At 65.6% G+C, this 17,361-nt stretch carries 15 protein-coding genes; 7 read left to right on the plus strand and 8 right to left on the minus strand.

The features are described 5' to 3' along the window. The first annotated feature begins 64 nt into the window (after positions 1-64). Positions 65-541: a preQ(1) synthase gene (queF, locus tag HYH08_RS04840; protein WP_220008606.1), complete on the plus strand. Its 477-nt coding sequence runs from the start codon at positions 65-67 to the stop codon at positions 539-541. 16 nt (positions 542-557) lie between these two features. Next, positions 558-1,343 carry a molybdate ABC transporter substrate-binding protein gene (gene modA / locus HYH08_RS04845; RefSeq protein WP_220008607.1) on the plus strand — a complete coding sequence of 262 codons (786 nt, stop codon included), beginning with the start codon at positions 558-560 and terminating at the stop codon, positions 1,341-1,343. On the opposite strand, the gene glsA is transcribed toward modA, so the two are convergent. From glsA to HYH08_RS04870, 5 genes are all read right to left on the minus strand, one after another. Next, positions 1,340-3,214, minus strand: a complete 1,875-nt coding sequence (gene glsA / locus HYH08_RS04850; protein ID WP_220008608.1) for a glutaminase A — start codon at positions 3,212-3,214, stop codon at positions 1,340-1,342. The two genes, modA and glsA, sit on opposite strands and share 4 nt — an antisense overlap. Positions 3,215-3,361: 147 nt before the next feature. Beyond that, entirely contained in the window at positions 3,362-5,455 is a 2,094-nt protein-coding gene (locus HYH08_RS04855) for a methyl-accepting chemotaxis protein (RefSeq protein ID WP_220008609.1), read from the minus strand. A 141-nt stretch (positions 5,456-5,596) separates the two neighbouring features. Further along, positions 5,597-6,808 carry an MFS transporter gene (locus HYH08_RS04860; RefSeq protein WP_220008610.1) on the minus strand — a complete coding sequence of 404 codons (1,212 nt, stop codon included), beginning with the start codon at positions 6,806-6,808 and terminating at the stop codon, positions 5,597-5,599. Beyond that, positions 6,808-7,671 carry a 3-deoxy-8-phosphooctulonate synthase gene (gene kdsA / locus HYH08_RS04865; protein ID WP_220008611.1) on the minus strand — a complete coding sequence of 288 codons (864 nt, stop codon included), beginning with the start codon at positions 7,669-7,671 and terminating at the stop codon, positions 6,808-6,810. The genes HYH08_RS04860 and kdsA overlap by 1 nt, the downstream gene beginning before the upstream one ends. Positions 7,672-7,795: 124 nt before the next feature. Continuing rightward, positions 7,796-8,122, minus strand: coding sequence for an NIPSNAP family protein (locus HYH08_RS04870; protein WP_220008612.1), 327 nt, complete (start codon positions 8,120-8,122; stop codon positions 7,796-7,798). A gap of 197 nt (positions 8,123-8,319) precedes the next feature. On the opposite strand from HYH08_RS04870, the gene HYH08_RS04875 reads away from it, so the two are divergent. The 3 genes from HYH08_RS04875 (at position 8,320) to HYH08_RS04885 (ending at position 11,127) form a co-directional block, all read left to right on the plus strand. Further along, positions 8,320-8,994, plus strand: coding sequence for a response regulator (locus HYH08_RS04875; protein ID WP_220008613.1), 675 nt, complete (start codon positions 8,320-8,322; stop codon positions 8,992-8,994). After that, positions 8,991-10,379, plus strand: a complete 1,389-nt coding sequence (locus HYH08_RS04880; protein WP_220008614.1) for a sensor histidine kinase — start codon at positions 8,991-8,993, stop codon at positions 10,377-10,379. Before HYH08_RS04875 ends, HYH08_RS04880 begins: the two co-directional genes overlap by 4 nt. Positions 10,380-10,491: 112 nt before the next feature. Then, positions 10,492-11,127: a class I SAM-dependent methyltransferase gene (locus HYH08_RS04885; protein WP_220008615.1), complete on the plus strand. Its 636-nt coding sequence runs from the start codon at positions 10,492-10,494 to the stop codon at positions 11,125-11,127. Here HYH08_RS04885 and pyrG read toward each other — a convergent pair. The 3 genes from pyrG to tpiA all read right to left on the minus strand — a co-directional run bounded on the left by pyrG (position 11,124) and on the right by tpiA (position 14,204). Continuing rightward, on the minus strand, positions 11,124-12,755 hold the full coding sequence (gene pyrG, locus HYH08_RS04890; protein WP_220008616.1) for a CTP synthase: 1,632 nt from the start codon (positions 12,753-12,755) through the stop codon (positions 11,124-11,126). The two genes, HYH08_RS04885 and pyrG, sit on opposite strands and share 4 nt — an antisense overlap. Before the next feature lie 166 nt (positions 12,756-12,921). Then, complete coding sequence (gene secG, locus HYH08_RS04895) at positions 12,922-13,308, minus strand: preprotein translocase subunit SecG (RefSeq protein ID WP_220008617.1); 387 nt, start codon at positions 13,306-13,308, stop codon at positions 12,922-12,924. A 140-nt stretch (positions 13,309-13,448) separates the two neighbouring features. Then, entirely contained in the window at positions 13,449-14,204 is a 756-nt protein-coding gene (gene tpiA / locus HYH08_RS04900) for a triose-phosphate isomerase (protein WP_220008618.1), read from the minus strand. Positions 14,205-14,427: 223 nt separating this feature from the next. On the opposite strand from tpiA, the gene HYH08_RS04905 reads away from it, so the two are divergent. Together HYH08_RS04905 and trpD are read left to right on the plus strand one after the other, a co-directional pair. After that, positions 14,428-16,326: a SurA N-terminal domain-containing protein gene (locus HYH08_RS04905; protein WP_220008619.1), complete on the plus strand. Its 1,899-nt coding sequence runs from the start codon at positions 14,428-14,430 to the stop codon at positions 16,324-16,326. A 14-nt stretch (positions 16,327-16,340) separates the two neighbouring features. Beyond that, positions 16,341-17,354 (plus strand): anthranilate phosphoribosyltransferase, encoded by a 1,014-nt coding sequence (gene trpD / locus HYH08_RS04910; protein WP_220008620.1) that lies wholly within the window; start codon positions 16,341-16,343, stop codon positions 17,352-17,354. Positions 17,355-17,361: the final 7 nt, after the last annotated feature.

Below are 17,361 nucleotides of genomic sequence, written 5' to 3' on the forward strand. Positions count from 1 at the left end.
CCGCAATGCATCGAAGTGGAAAAGGCCGGGTGACGGCAGGGCGATGATTGGCTAAGAGGGCCGCATGTCGAAAAAGCCCAACAAATCGAAGACCTCCCCCGACCTGCAGCTCGGCCGCGCCGTGGAATGGCCCGACGCGCCCGAAAAGGCCAAGCTCGACCGCGTGCCCAATCCGCAGAACGGCACGGATTATCTGGTGCGGTTCACGGTCCCCGAGTTCACCTCGCTCTGCCCGGTCACGGGCCAGCCCGATTTTGCCCATCTGATGATCGACTACGCGCCCGGCCCATGGCTGCTGGAATCGAAATCGCTGAAACTCTACATCGCGAGCTTCCGCAATCACGGCGCCTTCCACGAGGACTGCACCGTGATGATCGGCAAGCGCATCGCGAGCGAGATCAAGCCGAAATGGCTCCGCATCGGCGGCTATTGGTATCCGCGCGGCGGCATCCCGATCGATGTGTTCTGGCAGACCGGCCGCGTGCCGAAAGGCCTGTGGGTGCCCGACCAAGGCGTCGCGCCCTATCGCGGGCGGGGTTAGTGGGAGACGAATGACGATGACCTCGATATCAGCAACATTCCGCAGCATTGGCTTGGGCGTTCTCAGCGCCCTCTGGCTCACGGGTGCGACCGAGGCGGCCGAGGTCCGCGTGATGATCTCCGGCGGGCTGACCGCGGCGTATCAGGCGCTCGTGCCGGAGTTCGAGAAGGCCACCGGCAACAAGGTGGTGACGGCCTACGGGCCCTCGATGGGCACCACCACCAATGCGATTCCCGTGCGGCTCGAACGCGGCGAGCCGGCGGACGTCCTGATCATGGTGGGCTATGCCCTCACCGACCTCGCCGGCAAGGGCAAGGTCGTCGCCGGCAGTCAAGTCGATCTGACGAAATCGCCGATCGGCGTTGCCGTGAAGGCAGGCGCGCCGAAGCCGGACATCAGTTCGGTGGAAGCGGTCAAGCGCGCGCTGCTGGCGGCGAAGACGATCGCCTATTCCGACAGCGCCAGCGGCGTCTATGTCTCGACCGAGATGTTCGAGAAGCTCGGCATCACTGAGGCCATGAAAGACAAGGCGCGCAAGATTCCGGCAACACCGGTCGGCGAGATCGTCGCCCACGGCGAAGCCGAACTCGGCTTTCAGCAGATCAGCGAGCTGAAGCCCGTGAAGGGCATCGACATCGTAGGTCCCTTGCCGAATGAACTGCAGAAGATCACGATCTTCTCCGCCGGCATCGTCACCGGTTCGAAGGAGCCCGAGGCCGGCCGGGCGCTGATTAAGTTCCTCGCCTCCCCCGCTGCGCGCGATACCATCATCGCCAGCGGCATGGAGCCGATCGCGAACTAATATGCGCTCAGCAGATCGACCTTGGCGTTGGCGGCGACCAGCCGCCGCGCCAGGATGGCGGCGAGATTGCGCATGATCTTCAGCGACGCGTCCGGATGCAGCCGCCGATAATCGGCAAAGCTGTCGAGCGGCAGTTCGAGGCAGGTGACAGGCGTGTCGGCAAAGACGTCGGCGCTGCGGCTCTGCTCGAGCATCGCCATCTCGCCGAATTCCATGCCGGGGCCGAGCGAGGCGAGCCGCACGCCGCTGCGCAGCTTGACGCTGACCATGCCGCTCTGGAGGAAGAACAGCGAATTGGCGGGCTCGCCGGCGGCGATGATGCGCTGGCCGGCGGCGTAATAGCGCGTGGTCGACAGTTTAACGATTGCGGCGATCTCGTCCGCGTCGAGTTCGGCGAGCAGCGCCTGCTCGCCGAGATGCGAACTCTCCTTCACATCGGTGAAGCCGCCAAAGCGGTAGATGACCTGGTCCTCGGCCCATTCGATGGCATCATCGAGCAACGCAAATCGCCGCAGCCGGCGCGGATCGGCCGTACGCGTGGAGATCGCCGCCCATACGGCGGAGGTCTCCTCGACCCCCGAGAGAACGGCAGTGACATCGGCATTGCCGAGCGCGGTCAGCGTCTCGCCGAGCAGTTCGGCGCCGGCGGCCGTGATATCGGGGACGCGGCGGAAATCGATGATCAGCAGCGGCGCGTTCGGCGGCTCGCTGGTGAGCCTTCGCGTGACATAGTCGATGGTGCCGAAATTCATCGCGCCGACCAGCTCGAGCACCCGGACGTCGCTGTGGCGTTCGTCGAGGATCTGCTGCTCGCGCGGCTGGCGGCTGCGGCGCGAGGAGATGCCGTAGATGTCGTAGTCCGCCATGATGCTCGTCCGCACATCGGCGTTGCGGTTGAGCATATGCAGATCGAACCGGGCCGACAGCGCCTCGCAGACCTTGAGGCCGCGCACACTGTTGAAATGATTGTCGAGCAGCGGCGAGAAGGTGCCGAGCCCGAGCTGTGAGGGCAGCGCCGCGACAATGCCGCCGCCCACCCCGCTCTTGGCGGGAATGCCGACGCGGTAGGTCCATTCGCCGGCATAATCGTACATGCCCGAGCTCGTCATCACCGACAGGGTGCGCGCGACGATGTGCGGCGTGATCACCTGAACGCCCGTCACCGGATTGATGCCGCGATTGGCAAGCGTTGCCGCCATCACCGCGAGATCGCGCGCCGTCACCAGGATCGCGCATTGGCGGAAATAGACATCGAGCACGGCATCGACATCATCGGGCAGCACCGCGTAATTCCGCAGCAGCCAGGCAATGGCCCGGTTGCGATTGCCGGTCGCGGTCTCCGAGGCGTGCACGGCTTCGTCGACGCCGAGCTCGCGCCCGGCGAACTGGCTCAGTTTTGCGCGGACGCGCTCGAAGGCGCCGCTGCCGTCGACCTCGTAGATCAGGCCCGAGCAGGCGATGGCGCCGGCATTGACCATCGGATTGAACGGACGATTGTCGTTGGTAAGCCGGATCGAATTGAAAGCCTCGCCGCTCGGCTCGACGCCGATGGTGGCCGCGACCCGTTCCTCGCCAACCGCCTCCAGCGCCAGCGCGAAGACGAAGGCCTTCGAGACCGACTGGATCGTGAAGGGGACCGCGCTGTCACCGACCTCATAGACATGGCCGTCGATGGTGACGAGCGCGATGCCAAAATGATCGGGATTGGCGCGCTTCAGCTCGGGGATGTAGTCGGCGAGCTCGCCGGACTTATCGGTCCGGAATTGCTCGTGGCATTCGGTCAGGAAACGCCGCAGCGGTGGCCTGGTGGGATATCCGGCCGATCGGGCGACGCTGGCTGCGTTGGGCGAACGGCGGGTCTGGGCGTCCACGGTCTCACACCTCGATTTGCTCAAAAACCAAGCAATTCATGTGCCATGTATACCGGAGAAGACTGTGGCACGGTGCCGCGAGAAAGACGACGGCGGCGCGGCCTGACGCTGCGGTGGACCCACAATTGTACCGCTCGGTCCGGCAGCTTACGCAACCGCCCTCACCTTGCTGATGAACCCGTCCACCTCCGAGGTCAGCGAGGTCGACTGGCCTGACAGATTGGCTGCGGCCTGCAGCACGCCGGACGCGGCGCGGCCGGTCTCGCTTGCCGCCGACGACACGGTTGCGATGTTGCGCGTCACGGTCGAGGTGGCTTCCGCGGTGTGCTGCACGGTGTTGGCGATCTCGGCGGTGGCCTTGTTCTGCTCCTCGATTGCCGCCGCGATGGTGCGATTGATTGTCGAGACTTCCTCGATCGTCTTGACGATGCCGTCGATCGCAGAGACCGCCTTCTGGGTCGCACCCTGAATCTCCGTGATCTGGGCGCTGATCTCTTCGGTCGCCTTCGCCGTCTGCGAGGCCAGGTTCTTCACCTCGCTCGCGACCACCGCAAACCCGCGTCCGGATTCGCCGGCTCGCGCGGCCTCGATGGTCGCGTTCAATGCCAGCAGATTGGTCTGGCCGGCGATCGAGGTGATGAGGCCGATGACCTCGCCGATGCGGTCGGCGCCGTCGGCGAGCGCCCGCATGGTGCTGTCGGTCTCCTTGACGGTGACGACCGCCTGCTCGGTGGCGCGGGTTGCCTGCTCGACCTGGCGATTGATCTCGCGAATGGAGGCGTTGAGCTCTTCGGCAGCGGCGGCAACGGTCTGCACGCCGCTGCCGACCTGGTCAGCAAGGGTGGAAGCCGAGCCGGCCTGGGTCTGGGCCTCGGCCGCTGTGCCCGACATCGAGCGCGCCGTCGTCTCCAACTCGCCCGAGGCGTTCGACAGCGTCTGCACCATCTGACCGATACGGCTTTCGAACTGCCGCACGAGGCCGGCCATCTCGGACGCACGCTTCTCTTTCTCGGCGCGTTCGGCGGCCTGGTCGCTCGACAGGCGCTCGGCGTTGATCATTGCATCCTTGAACACTTGCAGCGCCGAGGCCATCCGTCCGATCTCGTCGTTGCGACCGAGGCCCGGCACGTCGCCGGCGAAATCATGCGCGGCGAACCGGGTCATGACGCCGGTGATCGCGGTCAGCGGCCGAGTCACGCGGTTGCGCGTCAACAGCATGCCCCCGATGGTCATCGCCAGCGATGCCGGCAGCAACACCCCAAACAGAATCAGGCTGAAGCGGGCGCGCGAGGCGCCGTCTTCGGCGCGCGCGATCATGTTGGCGAGCGCGGTCTGAGTGACGATGACGACATTGTTGGCACCGACCAGTTGGCGATCGCGAAAATCGATCCCGGCAACGCCTGCGGGGTCGCCGGCAAGCAGCTTGGTCGCGATCGTATTGCGCTCGTCGCTGAGTCCGCCAGAGATTTCCGGCTCGGCGTTACGGATCGCTTGCAGCAAGTCGGGCGAAGCCACGTTCGGGCTGAGGTCACGCACCACCAGCCAGGACTGCTGGATGCGGCCGCGCAGGTCTGCGAAGGCGACGCCGTCGGCTGCGGTCCAGGTCTTGTTGGCGAGTATCGAGGAGAACTGAACCAGAATGGTCTGACCGACGTTGGCGCGGGCTTGCCAGGACGCCTGCTTGGCGATCAGAAGCCGATCGACAACGGGATCGATCAATGTCATCGCGCCGTCGACATGAGCGGTGACATCGCCGATCGCCTCCATATAGGCGTCGCTGATCTTGGCCCAGTTCGGCTGTAGGTTCGGATCACGTGCACCCTTCTCCTGCTTCAGAGCCGCGATCGCGCGCGGCCGCAGCTCCTCGAGCTGTGCCCAGATGCCACGGAGCTTGTCGAGCTTGGCGCCAAGACCGGGCTCATCGACGGAGGCGAGGCTCTGCAAGGCTTGCGCATGATTCTTCGTCACGGTGGCGCGCTGCCCGGCGAGGCTGCTGATAGTGCTGTCCGGCGCGGGAGCGGCCGACGCCAGAAAGCTCAGCGTGTCACCCCGCTCCAGGCGAAAGATCACCAGCGTATTGGTGAGGTCGCGGCTGGCAACCGCAAGCGAGACGATGCGGTTGCTGTCCGAGTAGCGGGTGACCGCGAGCTTCAATGCATAGGCACAGATGACGACGAGGACGAGGCCGAGGGACCCGACCACCGCCCCGAGGAGACGGGCGACCGAACGCTGCTTTTGCATCGACTGATCCACAGATGTTGCCGCCCTTTCGCGGTTCGCGGGCAATCTATGAAGCGAACGGTGAGATTTGACTTAAGATCGAACGGACTTGGCTGCCATTTTTTCCCGGAAAACTACGGGAATGGTAGCGCGATACGTCCGTCAGGGCTGTGCGTCCGCCGGTGCTCGCGACCTGAGCCACCGGGCGCAAACGAGGCCCAGCGCCACCATGATCGCGGCGCTCGCAAGCAGGGTCGGCACCTTGCCGCCATGGTGGAGCCCGAAGCCATAGGCGAGCGGTCCGACTGTCTGCCCCATGAAGAAGAAGAACGAGTGCAGCGACATCGCGGTTGCCCGCGCCTCGATCGTCAGCTCGCTGGCGAACACCTGCAGGCAGCCATGGATCATGTAGAATCCCCAGCCCATCGCCAGCATGCTGACGAACTGGAGCTTCCAGCCTGGACCAAACGCGAGGAAGGCGAGCTGGAGCGCCACGATGCTGCCGCCGGCGATCATCATGCCCTTGACGCCGAGCCGCGGCAGGAAGCGCGAGACGGTGAGCGTGTAGAACAAGCCGCCGACCGCAAACCCTGCGATGACGATGCCCGCGATCGACAGCGATTTCTCGCCGAGATCGAACAGGAATGCGGCAATGAAGGGAAACAGGCCGACCACGCAGCAGCCCTCGATGAACACGGCCGAATAGCAGTAGCGCGTGTTGGGATTGGCGAAGATGGTGCGATAGCCCTGCTTGAGCGTTTTCAGGTCGGTCTTCGGCGGTGCGGTCAGCGCGGCGCCGCGAAACCCCGCCGCCACCGCGACGGCCGCGATCAGGCCGAGCGCGCCGAGGAGCATGAGCACGCCGCGCCAGCCGACGAGATCGCCGATGATGCCGGAGGCGGACGCACCGAGCAGATTGCCTGTCATCGACCCCGCCATCGTGCGCCCGATCGCAACCTGCCGCTTGGCCGGCGCGACGAGGTCGGCGGTGAGACCAAGCGCCACCGGAAACACGCCGCCGGAGGCAATGCCGGCCAGGATGCGGCTTGCAAACAGGCCCGAGAACGAGGTGGCGAGCGCCCCCAGAATGCAGGAAACGCCAAGCAGGGCCAGGCACGCCGTCATCAACCGCGCCTTGCCGAACAGATCGGCGGCAGCTCCAATCGCCGGCTGCACCAGCGCGTAGATCAAGGCGAATCCGGCAGCGATGCTCGCGGCCGTCGTGATGCTGATCGAAAAATCGTCCGCAATGTGCGGCAGAACGGGATCGAGCGCGCGCGCCGACAGCGCCGCCGAAAAGCCCGCGAGCGCAATGATGTTGATCGCGGGCGGAAACTTCTGGTCCTGGGGCGGCCTGCTCACCTTCTGGTGCATCAGCGGCCAGCGCCCTTTGACATGCTCTTGGTCACCGCGTCGAACGCCATCAGCCCTGCGATCAATCCCTCGAACTCACGCAACGGCACCATATTGGGCCCGTCGGACGGCGCACGATCAGGATCGGGATGGGTCTCGATGAAAACGCCGGCGACACCGACAGCGACGGCCGCACGCGCGAGCACCGGAACGAATTCACGCTCGCCGCCCGAGGACGCGCCTTTCCCGCCCGGCTGCTGCACCGAATGGGTGGCGTCGAAGATCACCGGCGCGCCGGTGGTGCGCGCCATGATCGGCAGTGCGCGCATGTCGGAGACCAGCGTGTTGTAGCCGAAGGAGACGCCGCGCTCGGTGACGAGCACGTTGGGGTTGTTGGCGCTGGTGATCTTGGTCACGACATTGGTCATGTCCCAGGGCGCCAGAAATTGCCCCTTCTTGACGTTGACGACCTTGCCCGTTGCGGCCGCGGCAAGAAGCAAATCGGTCTGCCGGCACAGGAACGCCGGGATCTGCAGCACGTCCACAGCTTGCGCCACCTCGGCACATTGCGCGGCATCGTGCACGTCGGTCAGCACCGGCAGGCCGAGCGAGGAACGGATCTCGGCGAAGATCGGCAGCGACTGCGAAAGGCCAAGGCCGCGCGCGGCAGAGGCGCTGGTGCGGTTGGCTTTGTCGAACGAAGTCTTGTAGACGAGGCCGATCTTCAGGCGCGCGGCGATCTCCTTCAGCGCGGATGCCACCTCCAGCGCATGCTGGCGGCTTTCGAGCTGGCAGGGTCCCGCGATGATCGAGATCGGCAGATCATTGCCGAATTTGGTCGAGCCAACGGTGACGACAGGCGCGGCGGATGATGAAGAGCTCAAGGCAAATCCCTCGTTTCGGCGCGACCATAGCCGCCATCGAGGCCTGATCAACCCTATTCGCCCCGGACGGTCAGAATATCAGGGTTGCGCCGGGGTTCCCCGGCGCGCCATGGGACGCGCCCTGCTATTTGACGGCAGAGAAGGCGGTCGGCGTCAGCAACTGGCTGACGATGTTGCCGACAATCTGGCCGTCGGCTTCGCTCTCGGCCCGTGCCTTGATCCAGTCGGGGTCGGTCATGAACTTGCCCCACTTGGTCTCGCGCTCGGCAAGCGACTCCCAGGCCAGGAAATAGGTCAGCTCCTGGTTGGATTCACCGATCAGCGTGGTGAAAAAGCCGGCCTGCTTGATGCCGTGCTTTTCCCAGAGCTTCAGCGTCACCGTCTCGAACCGCTTCAACAGCGCCGGCAGGCGGCCGGGCACACAACGATAGATGCGCATTTCGTAGATCATATTCGTCTCCTCCCTGAACAGGTCGGGCGGTTATAACGTCTGGCCACGATGGTGTCTTGAGCCCTGCCCGGCCGGCCCCGCGGCGTTTTGCGCATGGCTAGGTTGGACCCTTGCAACGCATCGCATCCGGCTCCCGCAATGCTGCCGCAATGATCGGGCCGCTAGAATGGCTGAGTTGCGGTCGAGGTGCCCATTACATGCGGATTTTGCTCGTCGAAGATGAGGCGGAGATGGCCGGCGCATTGTCGTCGGCGCTGAAGCGCTACGACATGGTCGTGGACCACGCCCCGACGCTCGCCGAGGCGGAGGAGGCCATTTCCGCCGACGTCCATGCCGCCGTTCTGCTTGACCGCCAGCTCCCCGATGGAGATGGCCTGGCGCTGATCCCGAAGCTTCGCGCGCGCGCCGACGGCGTGCCGATCATCGTGCTCACCGCGCGCGGCGAGCTCGCCGACCGCATCGCCGGGCTCGACAGCGGCGCCGATGATTATCTGGCAAAGCCATTCGCAGTCGAGGAGTTGCTGGCGCGGCTGCGTGCGGTGCTGCGGCGGCCCGCGGGCCTCTCTCCTGAAATCATCCGCGCCGGCCGTCTCGCCTTCGATGTCGGCCATCGCGAAGCCAGCATCGACGGCCAGCCGTTCGAGCTGCCGCGCCGCGAGCTCCTGGTGCTCGAAGCCTTGATCCGCCGCATCGGCCGGACCGTGCTGCGCTCGGCGCTGGAAGAAGCGGTCTACAATTTCGACGACGAGATCCAGTCGAACGCGCTCGACACGCATATCTCGCGGCTGCGGCGCAAGCTTGCCGACGCCGAGGCGGGCGTGGAGATCCACGGCATTCGCGGTGTCGGCTATCTCCTGAAGAAACTAACATGAGCACGATCAGCGTACACCACGAGGATCCCTACTGCCTGCGCTCGCAGCTGAGTTGGCGCCTGCTCTGGCTCCAGGCTGCGATCCTGATTGCGCTGGTCGCGGTCGTCCTCGCCGGGCTGTGCGCATCCGGCTTCGTGCTCGCCGAACGCGACGAGGACCGCGTGATCGACATCGTGCAGCGCGCGCTCGCGCGTGATGCGCAGGGCGGCCTGATCATCCGCCCCACGGCCGAGCTGAGACAGTTGCGGGGCGAAACGCCCGATCTGTGGTTCCTGGTCCGCGACAAGCAAGGACATTCGCTCAGCGAAGGCACGGTGCCGGCCGAATTCGCCGCGATCGGGGGCGGCCTAGACCAGATCAGCCAGGCGCGGCTCGGCTGGCAGATGTTCGAGGACGATCCGCGCAAACCGGCGGCGCGGCTCAAGCGCGTCGACACCGACGCCGGTAACGTCCAGATCATCACGGCGACGCAGGGACGGATGACCGGCGCCAAGGCGCTGGTCATGACATCGCTTGCGTTTCTCGGCATCGCCCTGCCCGGCCTGCTGCTGATGGGAACGGCGACGTTCATTGCGACACCGATGATCGTGCAGCGCGCGTTCAGGAGGCTCGACACCACGGCCGACGAGGCGCGCCGCATCGACATTCACCAGCGCGGCGCGAGGCTCTCGGTGGAACGGATTCCGCTGGAGGTCGTGCCGCTGGTGAGCGCGATCAACGACGCGCTGGCGCGGCTCGACCAGGGCTATGCCCGCCACAAGCGCTTCGTCGCCGACGCCGCGCACGAGCTGCGCACGCCGATCGCGATTCTCAATACGCGCCTTGAATCGCTCAGCCCCTCGCCGGACAAGACGCGGCTGCTGGAGGATGCCGCGCGGCTGGCGACGCTCGCCGAACAATTGCTCGACATCCAGCGGCTCGACCGCTGCGGCCATCCCTTCACCAACGTCAATCTCGCCGCGGTCGCGCAAAGCGTCGCCGCCGATCTCGCACCGCTGGCGATCGCCGCCGGCTACGAGCTGGCGCTCGATGCGCCGGAGACGCCGATCGAGACGATCGGCGATGCGGCGGCGCTGGAGCGCGCACTGACCAATCTCGTGCAGAATGCGATCCAGCACGGTCCGCGCCGCGGCACCATCGGGATTCGCGTCTCCAGACCCGCATGCATCGAGGTCAGCGACGAAGGCGCCGGCATTCCCGCCGACCAGCGCGAACAGGTGTTCGAGCCGTTCTACCGGCTGGCGCCGCTCGATCGCGGCGCCGGCCTCGGCCTCAACATGGTGCGCGAGATCGTGCAGCTGCATGGTGGTCACGTCTCGGTCGCGGACGGCCCCGATAGCGGCGCCTGCTTCAGGATGACGCTGCCGCCGATGCGACAAAGCTGATACAATTCGCCTTCGTCTCCGACAGCGCAATGCTGTCGCAATGCGCTTCCCCGAAACTGCATCCGTCTCACCTCTGATCTCTCGAGGTGCAAACCAAGATGCTGGAGTGCGCATGCCCAACGATTTTCTGTCGTTCTTCCTGTCCTGGATGTCGTCCCCGCGCCAGGTCGGCGCGATCGCACCGTCGGGTGCGGCGCTCGCCGATCTCATCACGCGCGAGATCAGTGCGGCGACGGGCCCGATCCTCGAGCTCGGTCCCGGCACCGGTGCGTTCACCTACAAGCTGCTCAAGCGCGGCGTGCGGCCGCAGGATCTCACGCTGATCGAATACGGCTCCGACTTCATGAAGCTCTTGCAGATGCGCTTCCCCGGCGCACGCGTGCTGTGGATGGACGCGGCGCAGCTTGCGACACACCGCCTCTATGACGGCGCTCCGGTCGGCGCGGTCGTGAGCGGCCTGCCGCTGCTCAACATGTCGACGCGCAAGGCCGTCTCCATCCTCGGCGGCGCGTTCAGCTATCTCCGCCCCGGCGGTGCCTTCTACCAGTTCACCTACGGCATGAGTTGCCCGGTGCCGCGGCCGGTGCTGGACCGGCTGGGTCTGCGCGCAAAGCTCGTCGATCGCGCCCTGCTGAACGTGCCGCCCGCCGCCGTCTACAGGCTGACGCGGCGGCCGCAGTTGAAGATCGTCGCAGGATCGGTTGCGCCCGGTTCTTCAACGCGGGTCGCAGCGGAAGTGGATTGTTAGACCAGCCGGCTCTGCTTCGCCGCCGCCTCGATGAACGAGGCGAACAGCGGGTGCGGCTCGAACGGCCGGGACTTCAGCTCGGGATGGAACTGGACGCCGATGAACCAGGGGTGATCCTCGTACTCTACGATTTCAGGCAGCACGCCATCGGGCGAGAGGCCTGAGAATTTCAGGCCGTGCTGCTCGAGGCGGTCCTTGTAGGCGGTGTTCACCTCGTAGCGATGGCGGTGACGCTCCGAAATCTCGGTCGCGCCGCCATAGACTTCCGAGACGCGGCTTCCGCGCGTCAGCGCCGCCGGGTATGCGCCGAGCCGCATCGTGCCGCCGAGATCGCCGGCCTGCGTGCGCTTCTCGAGCTCGTTGCCGCGCAGCCATTCCGTCATCAGGCCGACCAGCGGCTCCTTGGTCGGGCCGAACTCGGTGGAGTTGGCCTCCTCGATGCCGACGAGGTTTCGCGCCGCCTCGATCACCGCCATCTGCATGCCGAAGCAGATGCCGAAATACGGCACGTCGCGCTCGCGCGCGAACTGCGCCGCCTTGATCTTGCCTTCGGCACCGCGCTGGCCGAAGCCGCCGGGCACCAAAATGCCGTTGACGTGCTCGAGGAACGGCGCCGGATCTTCCTTCTCGAAAATCTCGCTCTCGATCCAGTCGAGATTGACCTTCACCTTGTTGGCGATGCCGCCATGCGAGAGCGCCTCGATCAGCGACTTGTACGCATCCTTCATGCCGGTGTACTTGCCGACGATGGCGATGGTGACGTTGCCTTCGGGATTACGGACGCGCTCGTTGATCTTCTGCCAGCTCTGAAGTGCCGGCGGAATCCGCGAGGCGATGCCGAAGGCGGCGAGCACTTCGTCGTCGAGGCCGGCGTTATGATAGGCCTCGGGGACGGCGTAGATGTTGTCGACGTCGCGCGCCTCGATCACGGCGCTTTCGCGCACGTTGCAGAACAGGCCGAGCTTGCGCCGCTCTTCCTTCGGGATCTCGCGATCGGTCCGGCAGAGCAGGATGTCCGGCTGGATGCCGATCGAGCGCAGCTCCTTGACCGAATGCTGCGTCGGCTTGGTCTTGAGCTCGCCGGCGCTCGGAATGTAGGGCAGCAGCGTCAGATGGATATAGACGGCGTGATCGCGCGGCAGCTCGTTCTTGAGCTGGCGGATCGCCTCGAAGAACGGCAGGCCCTCGATGTCGCCGACGGTGCCGCCGATCTCGACCAGCACGAAGTCGTAATCGTCGTTGCCCGACAGCACGAACTCCTTGATGGCGTTCGTGACGTGCGGCACCACCTGGATGGTCGCGCCGAGATAATCGCCGCGGCGCTCCTTGGAGATGATGTCCTGGTAGATGCGGCCCGTCGTGATGTTGTCCTGCTTGGTCGCAGGCCGGCCGGTGAAGCGTTCGTAGTGACCGAGATCGAGATCGGTCTCCGCGCCGTCATCGGTCACGAACACTTCGCCGTGCTGATACGGCGACATCGTTCCGGGATCGAGGTTGAGATAGGGGTCGAGCTTACGGAGGCGGACCTTGTAGCCCCGGGCCTGCAGCAGGGCACCGAGTGCCGCTGAAGCCAGACCCTTGCCGAGCGAAGAAACCACGCCGCCGGTGATGAATATGTACCGCGCCATGGGACCTAACCTCTAATCCCTCGAATACGATTCGCCAAAGCGATTCGTATTCCGCCCCAAAGATTCTGCGGGCCTGTGGGTGAGCCAAAACGAAGTGTGGTGACAGTGCCTTGATGGGGATTGTTGATGCAGGACGGTAGAAGCGGCCCTGCATGGCCCCCTTGCTTTATTGCGAACGCGGCACCTGCGGGCCGGTCGGAGCCGGGGCCTGCTGCTGTTCGTCCGCCTTCTTCAGCGAATCCAGGATGCCGCCCGAGGTCGACGGCGCGAGCGGCGTTCCGCCGGCCGGCTGGCCCTGCGAGGCCGGGCTGCCGATGATCGACGAGGGCGCGCGGTTGTAGCCCGCATACCAGGACAGGAACAGGCTGGTCAGGAAGAAGCCGGCAGCCAGGATTGCGGTGGTCCGCGTCAACAGGTTTGCGGTGCCGCGGCTCGACATGAAGCCCGCGCCGCCGCCCATGCCGAGGCCGCCGCCTTCCGACTTCTGGAGCAGGACGGCGCCGATCATCACGGCGACGATCATGAGGTGAATGACGATAACAACGGTCTGCATAGCGTCCTTCCGTCACAAGCGGACGGCGCCTGACGGCGGCCGATCGCGCTTCGCGGGGTTTTCCTGAAGTTGCGCGGTGTTACACGATCGGAGGGGGCATTGTCACCCCCGATCGGCCCGGGCCGCGGCTTTGACGTTAGCTAGGGGCAGCCTTTGGCAATCGCAAGGAAATCGGCCGCTTTCAGGCTGGCACCGCCGACCAGCGCGCCGTTGACGTTTTTCACCGCCATCAGTTCGGCCGCGTTCGAGGGCTTGACCGAGCCGCCGTAAAGAATCCGCATCCCGGCACCCTCTGTCTTGAAACGGGAGATCAGGAGTTCCCGGATAAACCCATGAATTTGCTCGACATCCTTGGCCGTCGGGGTCAGGCCGGTGCCGATCGCCCAGACCGGCTCATAGGCCACGACCAGATTCGCGGCGGTCGAGGCATCGGGCAGTGAGCCATCAAGCTGGCCGCGCAGGATGTCCAGGGTTTTTCCGGCGTCGCGCTGGGCCTGGGTTTCACCGATACAGACGATTGCGATCACCCCGGCGCGCCAGGCCGCCTCAGCCTTCTGCCTCACAAGGGCATCGCCCTCGCCATGGTCGGCGCGGCGCTCGGAATGGCCGACGATGATGGCGCTCGCGCCGGCATCGGCCAGCATTTCGGCAGCGATGTCGCCGGTATGGGCGCCGGAGGCCTTGGGGTGGCAATCCTGGGCCCCGACCGCGACCGTCTTGCCCCGTGCCTTCTCGGCGAAAGCGGCAATCAGGGTGGCCGGCGGGCACACCAGCAGGTCGGCCTTGGCAGCCACATCTGCCGCGCCGTTGAGCATGGCGTCGAATTCGGCAGCCGAGCCCTTCAGCCCGTTCATTTTCCAGTTGCCGGCGATCAGCGGTCGGATGGCGTCGGTCATGTCAATGTCCAGCAGAATGAGGTTTGTGCATGCGCTAGCAGAGCTGTCGCGGCAGTTCCAGAGACCAGGGGCTTTTAACCGCAGGACTCAAGGGCCGCCTGACCTGAGGTTGCGGGGGGAAAGCCGCCACTTTATGATGAACTATCAATTTGGTGACGCGCTTTTGCGGAATCTGCATTAAGACGCGCTCCCGTTTCCCTCCTGACCAAACAAGTTGGACCAAATGCTTCGAGGAATGCGCAAGGCCTCATCGAACTGGCTCGGCAAGACCATTATGGCCTTGGTGATGGGCGTGCTGATCATCAGCTTCGGCATTTGGGGCATCGCCGACATCTTCCGCGGCTTCGGGCAGTCCACGGTGGCCAAGATCGGCCGCACCGAGATTTCGCTGAACGAGTTCCGTCAGATCTATACCGACCGCCTGCAACAGATCAGCCGCCAGTTCGGCCGTCCGCTGACGCCTGACCAGGCGCGCGCCTTCGGCCTCGACCGTCAGGTGCTGCAGCAGACCATTGCGGAAGCCGCCCTCGACGAAGAGTCGCGCCGGCTCGGCCTTGGCCAGTCCGACGAGCAGATCCGCCAGTTCATCATGAACGACCCCAACTTCAAGGGCGTCGACGGCAAATTCGACGCGAACCGCTTCCAGGCCGTGATCCGCAATTTCGGCTACACCGAGCAGCGTTACGTCGCCGAGCAGCGCAAGGTGTCGCTGCGCCGGCAGATCACCGGCACGATCGGCGCCGGCCTCGAGCCACCGAAGGCGATGATCGACGTGCTGACGCGCTTCCAGAACGAGCAGCGCACGATCGAGTTCGTCAGGCTCAATTCGGCGCAGGCCGGCACCATCGACGCGCCCTCGCCCGAAGCGCTCGCCGCCTATTTCGAGGATCACAAGGTCCAGTTCCGCGCGCCCGAATATCGCAAGATCGCTTTCGTCGTGATCTCGCCGGAAGAGATCGGCAAGTGGACCGAGGTCTCCGACGAGGAGGCGAAGAAACTGTTCGAGCAGCGCAAGGACCGGCTCGGCACGCCGGAGAAGCGCCAGATCCAGCAGCTCGTGTTCCCGAATGCCACCGAGGCGCAGGCCGCGCGCGAGCGCCTGGTCGGTGGGATGTCGTTCGAGGACCTCGGCAAGGAGCGCGGGCTCAGTGCCTCCGAAGTCAATCTTGGCCTCGTAACGAAATCCTCGCTCGACGCCGCGGTCGGCGATGCCGCCTTCGCGCTGCCCGCCGGTGAGATCAGCCAGCCGATCCAGGGCGCCCTCGGCACCTCGATCGTCAAGGTCGACAAGATCGAGCCGGGCACGGAGGCCGACTATGCGAAGCTTGCCGGCGACATCAAGCGCGAGGTCGCGACCGAGCGCGCGCGCGTCAAGGTCGCCGAGCTCCGCGACAAGATGGAAGACGAGCGCGGCGGCGGCGCCAGCGTGATCGACGCAGCGCAGAAGCTCGGTCTCACCGCCGTTACCATCGACGCCGTCGACCGCTCCGGCCGCGCTCCGAACGGCCAGCCGGTCGCCAACATCCCGCAGGGCCTCGACGTGGTGTCGCAGGCCTTCAACACCGATGTCGGCGTCGACAATGACGCGATCTCGTTCAAGGGCGGCTATGCCTGGTACGACGTGCTCGCCATCACGCCCTCGCGCGACCGCTCGCTCGACGAGGTCCGCGACCAGGTCGAGGCGCGCTGGCGCCAGGACCAGATCGCAACCAAGCTGAAGGCCAAGGCGACCGAGATCGTGCAGAAGCTGGAGGCAGGCGGCAAGCTAGCCGATGAGGCCGCTGCGATCGGCGCCAAGGTCGAGAGCGCGAGCGGCTTCAAGCGCGACGATACGCCAGCCAGCGTGCCTGCCGCCGTGGTGGCCGCGGCCTTCCGCACCGCCAAGGACGGCGTGGGACAGACGGCGGTGACCGGCGGCACCGAGGTGATCGTGTTCCGCGTCACCGACATCGTCGATCCCCCGGTCGATGCCGCCTCCGACGCGGTCAAGAAGCTCAAGACCAGCCTCGACCAGGCGCAGACCGAGGAGCAGGTCTCCGCCTACGTCAACAAGCTTGAAACCGACATCGGGACCACCATTAATCAGGCCGCCTTCGCGCAGGTGACCGGCGCGAACCAGTGAGTTGAAAGCACGCGATGGACGACCTGAAATCGATCATTGGAAAAGTGGCGACCGGCGCCAGCCTGTCGCGCGAGGAAGCAGCTTCCGCCTTCGACGCCATGATGTCGGGCGAGGCCACGCCCTCGCAGATGGGCGGCTTGTTGATGGCGCTGCGGGTACGCGGCGAGACCGTCGACGAGATCACCGGCGCGGTGTCGGCGATGCGGTCCAAGATGCTGACTGTGGCGGCACCGCCTGAGGCCGTCGACATCGTCGGCACCGGCGGTGACGGCTCCGGCTCGGTCAACGTCTCGACCTGCGCCGCCTTCATCGTCGCGGGCACCGGCCTGCCGGTGGCCAAGCATGGCAATCGCGCGCTGTCGTCGCGCTCGGGCGCCGCCGACGTGCTGGCTTCGCTTGGCGTGAAGATCGACCTCAAGCCGGAGCAGGTCGGCCGCTGCGTGCGCGAATGCGGCATCGGCTTCATGTTCGCCCCCGCCCACCATCCCGCCATGAAGAACGTCGGCCCGACCCGGGTCGAGCTGGCGACGCGCACGATCTTCAACCTGCTCGGTCCCCTCTCCAATCCGGCCGGCGTCAAGCGGCAGATGGTCGGGGTGTTCTCCAGGCAATGGGTGCAGCCGCTGGCGCAGGTGCTCAAGAACCTCGGCTCCGAATCCGCCTGGGTCGTGCACGGCTCCGACGGTCTCGACGAGATCACCCTCACCGGCCCGACCTTCGTCTCCGCGCTCCACAATGGCGAGATCAGGAATTTCGAGATTACACCGGAGGACGCGGGCCTGCCGCGCTGCGAGCCCGGCGCGCTGAAAGGCGGCGATGCCGACGCCAATGCGATCGCGCTGCAAAGCGTGCTCAACGGCAAGCCGAGCCCCTATCGCGACGTCGCCCTGATGAACGCGGCCGCCGCGCTGGTCGTGGCCGGACGCGCCAAGGATCTCAGGGAAGGCGTCGCGATCGGTGCAAAGTCGCTCGACAGTGGCGCTGCGAATGCACGGCTGAAGCATCTGATCGCAGTCTCCAACGGCTGAACCTGAC

Source organism: Bradyrhizobium sp. BR 10289 (assembly GCF_019455385.1).
GTDB lineage: Bacteria > Pseudomonadota > Alphaproteobacteria > Rhizobiales > Xanthobacteraceae > Bradyrhizobium.